At 65.1% G+C, this 7,399-nt stretch carries 7 protein-coding genes and 1 pseudogene; 4 read left to right on the top strand and 4 right to left on the bottom strand.

Going from position 1 to position 7,399, the window contains the following annotated elements:
* Positions 1-136 precede the first annotated feature (136 nt).
* Together AC1D34_RS10610 and zapE are read right to left on the bottom strand one after the other, a co-directional pair.
* Positions 137-736, bottom strand: coding sequence for a TetR/AcrR family transcriptional regulator (locus tag AC1D34_RS10610; protein WP_441492435.1), 600 nt, complete (start codon positions 734-736; stop codon positions 137-139).
* A gap of 13 nt (positions 737-749) precedes the next feature.
* Entirely contained in the window at positions 750-1,949 is a 1,200-nt protein-coding gene (gene zapE / locus AC1D34_RS10615; RefSeq protein ID WP_476824216.1) for a cell division protein ZapE, read from the bottom strand.
* Positions 1,950-2,183: 234 nt separating this feature from the next.
* Between zapE and AC1D34_RS10620 the strand changes: the two genes are divergently transcribed.
* The gene (locus tag AC1D34_RS10620; protein ID WP_441492433.1) at positions 2,184-2,801 is read left to right on the top strand and encodes a GNAT family N-acetyltransferase; all 618 of its coding nucleotides are present in this window, start codon (positions 2,184-2,186) and stop codon (positions 2,799-2,801) included.
* A gap of 21 nt (positions 2,802-2,822) precedes the next feature.
* Here the strand turns inward: AC1D34_RS10620 and AC1D34_RS10625 are convergent, their stop codons facing one another.
* The gene (locus AC1D34_RS10625; protein ID WP_476824217.1) at positions 2,823-3,518 is read right to left on the bottom strand and encodes an AprI/Inh family metalloprotease inhibitor; all 696 of its coding nucleotides are present in this window, start codon (positions 3,516-3,518) and stop codon (positions 2,823-2,825) included.
* 173 nt (positions 3,519-3,691) lie between these two features.
* On the opposite strand from AC1D34_RS10625, the gene AC1D34_RS10630 reads away from it, so the two are divergent.
* Positions 3,692-4,075: a RidA family protein gene (locus AC1D34_RS10630; RefSeq protein ID WP_476824218.1), complete on the top strand. Its 384-nt coding sequence runs from the start codon at positions 3,692-3,694 to the stop codon at positions 4,073-4,075.
* Positions 4,076-4,084: 9 nt separating this feature from the next.
* Here AC1D34_RS10630 and AC1D34_RS10635 read toward each other — a convergent pair whose 3' ends face one another.
* On the bottom strand, positions 4,085-5,674 hold the full coding sequence (locus AC1D34_RS10635) for an OpgD/OpgG family glucan biosynthesis protein (protein ID WP_441505798.1): 1,590 nt from the start codon (positions 5,672-5,674) through the stop codon (positions 4,085-4,087).
* Positions 5,675-5,969: 295 nt separating this feature from the next.
* Here AC1D34_RS10635 and AC1D34_RS10640 point away from each other — a divergent pair, with 295 nt between their 5' ends.
* Both AC1D34_RS10640 and AC1D34_RS10645 read left to right on the top strand, forming a co-directional pair.
* Entirely contained in the window at positions 5,970-6,527 is a 558-nt protein-coding gene (locus tag AC1D34_RS10640) for a glyoxalase superfamily protein (RefSeq protein WP_441505799.1), read from the top strand.
* 585 nt (positions 6,528-7,112) lie between these two features.
* Positions 7,113-7,399, top strand: a pseudogene (locus AC1D34_RS10645) (ornithine decarboxylase); the annotation flags it as partial.

A 7,399-nucleotide genomic window follows, 5' to 3' on the forward strand; every position in this document is an offset into this window, starting at 1 on the left:
CGCCCTGGAAAACAGCCTTCACCTTTCTCGCCGTCAAATCAATGTCTTGCGCAATGCACGCCTCGCGCGAGGCAGGAATAAGGCGGGCAAATTTCCGATTACAAATTACAAAAAATGTAATTTGTAGCCAGATTTTTTAGACGATGCCCGTCGCCAGCACGCGCAGGATGACCCTGATCAGCGTCGCCAACCGAAGGTCTACCGAAGCCTGCGGCACATCCGCGTCGAGCGCCAGCGCAGCAGGGTGAATGAAGCGATGCGTGGCATCGATGACGAAGGCGATCGCCCTGTCGCGATCGCGCGGTTCGAAGGCGCCCGAGCCGATGCCCTCGTCGATGACCCGCTCGAACAGCGCCCTCACCCGGGTGCGGTTGCGACGGCTGATCGCATGACGCCCGGCGACAGCCTGCGACAACGCGGCGAACAGATGCCGGTCCTCCAGCAGCAGGTCGCGATTGGCCTTGGCCAGAGCCAGGATCAGCCGCTCCAGCTTGTCATGGGCGGGGTCTGGTCCGTCGGCGATGTCGGCGAGGCTGCGCTCCGTCGCCTTGAGCCAGACATCGACCACGGCGTCGACGAGCGCAGCCCGCGACGGGAAATAGCGATAGACATTGGCATGCGTCATGCCGGCTTCTTCGGCGACCGCCACGACGGTGAAGCGCTTCAGCCCGTGCAGGCGCAGATGCTCGCTGGCGACGGTGAGGATGCGGGTTTCGCTCGGCTCGCGCGTCGGCATGCGGCGACGCTTCTCAAGTCTCGACCAGGCCGGTCGTGTCGCCGCTGGCGGCGGAATCGGCACGGCCATGCGGCAAGGCCAGGTAATCGCCGGAGCGCATCTCGATCAGCCGCGAGACCGTACGGTCGAACTCGAACGCCTCGCGACCGCTCGTGGCGATGTAGAGTTCGTGCGGCTCGGCCTGCGCCGAAGCGATCAGCTTCACATGGAGCTCATAGAGCGTGTCGATCAGGATGATGAAGCGCTTCGCCTCGTTGCGCTGCGTCTCGTCCATCACCGGAATGTCTTCGATCATCAGCGTATGGAAGCGCTCCGCCAGCTCGAGATAATCCGAGGCGCCATAGGCCTCGGCGCAGAGATCCCTGAAACCGGCGCGCGCGACGCCCCCGGCCGCTTCCGGCACGCGCAGCTCATGCCCCTTGACCGACAGGACGAGCGGCTGCCCATGGGCGACCCCGCTCAGAGTCAGAAAAGCCTTGTCGAGCGCGGCCCTGGCCGTTGCATCGGCAGGCACATGATAGGTCGGTGCGCCGCCAAGCTTCTCCAGCCGGAAGTCAGTGCGGGCATCGAGACGCAGCACGTCGACCTTCTCGGTCAGCAATGCGATGAAGGGCAGGAACAGCGCTCGGTTGAGCCCGCCCTCATAGAGACGCGACGGCTCGACATTCGAGGTTGCGACCACCACCACGCCGGCCGCGAAGAGCGCCGTGAACAAGCGCCCCAGAATCATTGCATCGGCGATATCGGTGACGGTGAATTCGTCGAAGCAGAGCAGCGTTGCCTCTTCGGCGAGTTCGGCTGCGACGGGACCGATCGGGTCGGGCTCCTTGACCTCGCCCGCCTTCAGGCGCTGGCGGTAGGCGTGGATGCGCGCATGGACATCGGCCAGGAAGGAATGGAAATGCACGCGCCTGCGGGCCGTAACCGGCGCCGAGTCGTAGAACATGTCCATCAGCATGGTCTTGCCGCGGCCAACCGAACCCCAGATGTAGAGGCCCTTGATGCCATTGGCCGACGCCTGCCGCTTGCCGAACAGCCAGCCGAGCGCACTGCTCTTTCTGGCCAGTTGGCGTGAGGCGAGTGTCTCCGACAGCGCCTCGAGCCGCTTCACCACGGCGAATTGCGCCGCATCGCGCTCGATGACGCCGGCCTCGACCATGGCGACATAGCGTTCGGAGATGGTGGCGGGCATGGCCTGCGGGCGGGACAGCATCGGCTGCCCGGGTTAAGCCAGGCTCGATGCAACCGCAAGCCTGCTGGCTGATGCACGCTTAGGCATGGGCCGCAGATCGGGGCAGATTGGGCGAAATATCCGCGCTCCCGCCCAAATTTGCCACAGCTTCGCCTCTTGCATTCCCAGATTGGCGGCGCATCTTCCGACCCGAGCTCTAGGGACGAACGCCTCCTGGACGGTAGCGCGAGATGGCGCTGTGACAGGAGAAGACAATTGGCTCGTTCGACAAAGGCCGGCGCAATGTCCGGCCAGGGTGAAATTCGCCGGCTCTGGCCTGCGGAACGCACCCTCTTCATCGATCATCTGCTGCGCTTGGACGTGCTTACGCGTCGCGAGCGCTTTGGCACGGCCGTCAACGACGATTTTCTCGTCAATTACGCTGAGACCACCTTCGGCGTCGGCGGGTTGGTCTATGCCTATATCGAGGACGGAAAGGTCCGCGGCGCGGCCGAACTGCGCGGCCTGGAAGACATCGTCACCCAGACGGGCGAAGCCGCGTTCAGCGTCGAGAAGGCCTGGCGCCGGCAAGGCATCGGCGAAGCGCTGTTCACGCGGCTGATCACGGCCTCGCGCAATCGCGGCATTCGCACGCTCTACATGACCTGCCTACCCGAGAACGCTGCCATGCGCCGGCTGGCGCGCAAGTTCGAGGCCGAGCTGATTGGCGGCTACAACGATGTCGAGGGGACGATCGCCACCGGCGGGCCGACGCCTTTCACCGTCCTCGACGAAGCCTTCGACAATGCCAAGGGCTTCGCCACTCTGGCGCTGTCGCTGCAGCGCCGCTTCTGGCGCCCGGCCTTTTTCGCGAGATCGTCGTCGCGCCCATGAGGCGCGACGAGCAGGCCCACCTCAGCGGTTGAGCGAGAGGGCGGCGCCGGATTTGGTGACAGCGCCGTTCATGCTGCCGCTGTCCCCGGCACGCAAACGCGCGACTACCGTGCCGCCCGGCTGGTAGAGATAGACCTCGCCGTCGCGATAGTCCCAGGCATTGACCTTCTGCAGGTCACGATTGGCGCAGCCTGCCGCATTGGCGCGGTAGAGATCGAGAGCCGGCGTGCTCGACAGCTGGATCCGGCAGGAACTGCCCGTCGCCTCGCGCGCGGTCCAGCTCCCGATGACGCTGTCACGCGAAGATCCCGCGCTGCGGGCGGGGGCGGCGCCCTGGCCCAGCGTCGCGACCTGGCCGCTGCCGCCTCTGAGTTGCGGAATCTCGGTTGCCCCGGCGACAGGCGGCGCGCTCTGCGGTTGCGGCCGTCCTGCATTGGGATCGAAGAACGGATCCTGCGGCGGAGGCAGGGCTCCCGGCGACGAAGGCGCGGAGGCGGCCGGATATCCGCCCGGCGGCGGCAAGGGCTGCGACGTCACGGGAGCAGAGCTGATCGGCGGAGCCGATTGCAGCTGAGGCTGGCCGTAGCCCGGCCCACCGGAAAAACCGGGTCCCGGCCCGTTGAAACGCTGCGACCCCGCGCAGGCCGTGAGCGCAAGGAAGGGCAGCAGGCAGGCGGCCTTGAAGAAGCGATGTCGTGTCGCGGTCACGGTCGTCATGCGGTGCCTATTCCCGTCTCGTTGGCTCAGCTGATTCGCAAGCCTAGGCCTGCGCAATGAACGTGGCATGAGCACCTCAATCCCCCAAATACCGGAACTGATCAACTCCGCCACGGGGCATTTGGTTCTTGGGCGCCCGGCGCGGCATAATCCGGCAGCTTTGGAGAACCAGCATGAAGCCGCTCAACCCGCCCTCGATCCGCCCGCCCTTCGCCCGTTACAGCCATGGAGCCGAATTGCCCGGCGGGCAGCKCCTCGTCTTCTGCTCCGGGCAGCTCGGTATCACGGCCGATGGCAGCATTCCCGAAGATGCGCGGGCTCAGGCTGATCTCTGCTTCGCCAACATCGCCAAGATCCTCGGCGAAGCCGGCATGACGCTCGCCGATATCGTGCGGATCAATGCCTATGTCACCGACCGGGCGCATATGAAGCCTTATATGGAATCGCGTGACGCCCATGTCGGCACGCCGCCTCCGGCCTCGACCCTGATGATCGTCTCCGGCTTCACGCTGCCCGAGTTCAAGGTCGAGATCGAGGTCGTGGCCGCAGCAGCCTGATCCGAGCGATCAGGCCTCGGCGCGCCACGGATAGCTCCAGGTCTCCGTCAGCGTCTTGTCGCCGCTCTTCAGGAAGGCACGCATCTCTGCGAGTTGCCCGGGCTCGACGACGATGTCGATGAAGGCGCGGAAACCTTCGGTCTTCGGGTTGGGCACGATAAAGGCGCGGTTGATCCGGCCGTAGGCGATCGAAGGCACGATCTCGACCTTCTCCGGCTGCTTCAGGTGATAGTCGAGATCGCCGCCGGCGAAATCGACGATGAAGCGGCGCGCGCCATCGGTGACGGGCTCGCCCGAGCCGAGCGCCTTCGGCTTCGCCTGGTAGGTGTTGATCACGCGGCCGCCGGGGTGGAGGTCGCTGGAGTCGAGCAGCGCGGTCAGCTTGTAGCCGAAGCGGAACTCGCGGCCGGCCTCCAGCGCGGCCTTGGGCGCCCAGAGCGCGACGATATTGTCGTTGGTCTCGTCGCCGGTCGGCAGTTCGATCAGCTCGACCACGCCCTCGCCCCAGTCGCCCTGAGGCTCGATCCAGTAGGACGGCCTGAGCTCGTAGCTGAGATCGAGATCCTGATAATGCTCGAAGACACGGTCGCGCTGCATCAGTCCGAAGCCGCGCACATTGCTTTCGACGAAGGAGGAAACCGCCTGCTGCCGCGGATTGCGCAAGGGCCGCCAGATCCATTCGCCGGTGCGCGAGTGCACCATCAGGCCGTCGGAATCATGCAGCTCGGTCCGGAAATCGTCATGGAAGCGCCGGTCGTTCTCACCGGTGAAGAACATCGAGGTCAGCGGCGCGAGGCCGAGCTTTTCGATCGTCTTGCGCGGGAACAGCGCGACGCTGATATCGACCACGCTGTCGACATCCGGATAGATATGGAACTGGTAGGCGCCCGATACCGAGGCTGAATCGAGAAGCGCATAGACCGTGACGCGCTCGGCGCCCGCGCTCGGTGCCTCCACCCAGAACTCGCGGAAGACAGGGAACTCCTCGCCTCCGGGCACGCCGGCACCGATGGCCAGGCCGCGCGCCGAAAGCCCGTAACGCTGCTCGCGGCCGAGCACCCGGAAATAGCTGGCGCCGATGAAGGAGATCAGCTCGTCGAAAATGCGCGGATCGTTGAGCGGATAATGCAGGCGGAAGCCGGCAAAGCCGAGATTGACCGGCAGCGGCTTCTCGAACTTGATCCGGCCATAGTCGAACAGGTTCGACGAATAAGGCACCGGTGTCGGTACGCCGTCGCGCACGATGTTCACGGTCACCGGGCGCGTGAACAGGAAGCCGGGATGGAACATCTGCATCCGGAAACCCGAACCGGTCGGCGCCAGCAGCGCCCGCTCGGGGCGGAAGCGGATATCGCGCCAGGCGTCGAAATCGAGACGCGACAACGGTTCCGGCAGAGTCGGACCAGGCTCATAGGGCGCGGCCGCGATCTCGCGAGCCCGGCGCACCACGTCCTCGAAGCCGAAGCGCGGCTGCGGTGGGGTCGGGGCCGGAGCCGGCTGCGTCTCCGGCTGCTGCGCGAGCAGCGCGGCGGGCGCCACGGAAAAGCTCAAGGCGGCGGAAAGGCCGGCCAGGATCTGGCGGCGATTGGATACGGTCATGATTCGAGGAAGCCCCGTCGCGTTTGCGCCCGAAGGCGCATCTCGCCAACGACTTAGGCGATGAAATGGGGCCGGTCTAGGGCGCAGCGGCGGCGCATCTCCGGCACCCACGATGTTGACAGCCGATCGCCCTGTTTTCTACGTTTCGCCCCGGGCCGGATGCAGCCCGCCGCTCGCGCCCTCCCAGGGCATGGTGAATGCATCCCGCTTCCGTCCCGATCCCGATCGATCCGGTGGACGCTTCCAGCAATGCGAGCCCTGGCCGCTTCGTCCACCATCGAGAAGGATTGTGAGCATGCGCACCTATCGCGATGCGAAACTGATGGCCAAGGCCCTGCGCGAAGCCGTGGCTCCGCAGACCGCGCTTTCACATGCCCAGGCGCTCGAAATCGTCGCCCGGCAGTTCGGCTATGACGACTGGAACATCCTCGCGGCGAAAATCGGCGAGGCAGAAGCCCGCCCGGCCGCCGGCACCGACCAGACAGGCGTGACCCTGAATATGGGTATCCCGATCCTGCGGATCTTCGACCTGGAGAAAGCCAAGGAGTTCTATCTTGGCTTCCTCGGCTTCAGCATGGATTGGGACCACCGCTACGGACCTGAATTCCCGATCTATATGCAGGTTTCACGCTCGGGCCTGCAACTTCACCTCTCCGAGCATCATGGCGACGCCAGCCCAGGGTCGACCGTCTTCGTCTGGATGCAGGGCGTGGACGCCTATCGCGCCGAACTGATCGGCAAGCGCTATCCCTTCTCGAAACCCGGTATCCAGGAAAATGGCCCGGGCGGTCGCACGCTGGAGGTGCCGGACCCATTTGGGAACCGCATCCGCTTTTGCGAGAAGCGGGTCTAGATTGAGGCTCGATCAGCCTCGATACCTGCGGTTGCGCGCCCGTCGACCAGCCCGGCGCGCTTCTGCCTCGCGCGTTCGGCGAAAAAACCGAACCCCGAGGTCAAAAAGAACTTGTAGAGGGGGGCCGCAGTTCGTATATGCGGCTTACCCAATTCGCACGTGCCTGTGGCCGCGTGCTGGTCGGTGGGCATTCGGACAAGAGGCCGGACAGCCGCCAGGGATGGGAAACGGATGGAGGGGGATGGATATCCCCTCAAATCACGCTCCCGGTTCTCGCAAGAGAGCCGCTCCCGAACAGCGACCAGCAGCCGGAGGCGAAACCGGCAAACCCCGAATCTCCACGGGGGACGCAGCTTAAAGCAACGACGGAGCGGGCTTTTTTGGTCTCGTTGGCTTTCCACAGGTCAACACCGAAGAGGCTTGTCCTTCATTGCCGGCCGTGCGGGGGGGTCCCCAATCGACGGTGTTTCGGGTCCGGACGTTTCGTCCGCTGTTCTCGGCGTCTCCATCGCGCCGTGACCTGCGAACGACTCACCCGGCGATACGTCGTATCGGCGCCGCTTGCGCCGTAGGGGAGTCGCGCCGATGACCGAGCGCATCCGTGAATTTCTGCGTAACCGCCGTGAAGACGGTCCCTGCGTCGTCATCGATCTCGATGTCGTGCGCGAGAATTATCGTGCCTTCTCCCGGGCCCTTCCCGACACGCGCGTCTTCTACGCCGTGAAGGCGAACCCGGCACCGGAGGTGCTTGCCCTGCTGGCCAAGCTCGGCTCCTGCTTCGATTGCGCCTCGGTCGTCGAGATCGAGCTCGCTCTCGCGGCCGGCGCCACCGCTGACCGCATCTCCTATGGCAACACGATCAAGAAGGAGCG

It is taken from the genome of Allobosea sp. P1_A7 (assembly GCF_056406775.1).

What these genes read in the sequence shown, in the direction of transcription:
- AC1D34_RS10635 (WP_441505798.1), bottom strand. Translation starts at nt 5,674, where the DNA reads ATGACCGTATCCAATCGCCGCCAGATCCTGGCCGGCCTTTCCGCCGCC.
- AC1D34_RS10625 (WP_476824217.1), bottom strand. Translation starts at nt 3,518, where the DNA reads ATGACGACCGTGACCGCGACACGACATCGCTTCTTCAAGGCCGCCTGC.
- AC1D34_RS10640 (WP_441505799.1), top strand. Translation starts at nt 5,970, where the DNA reads ATGCGCACCTATCGCGATGCGAAACTGATGGCCAAGGCCCTGCGCGAA.
- AC1D34_RS10610 (WP_441492435.1), bottom strand. Translation starts at nt 736, where the DNA reads ATGCCGACGCGCGAGCCGAGCGAAACCCGCATCCTCACCGTCGCCAGC.
- zapE (WP_476824216.1), bottom strand. Translation starts at nt 1,949, where the DNA reads ATGCTGTCCCGCCCGCAGGCCATGCCCGCCACCATCTCCGAACGCTAT.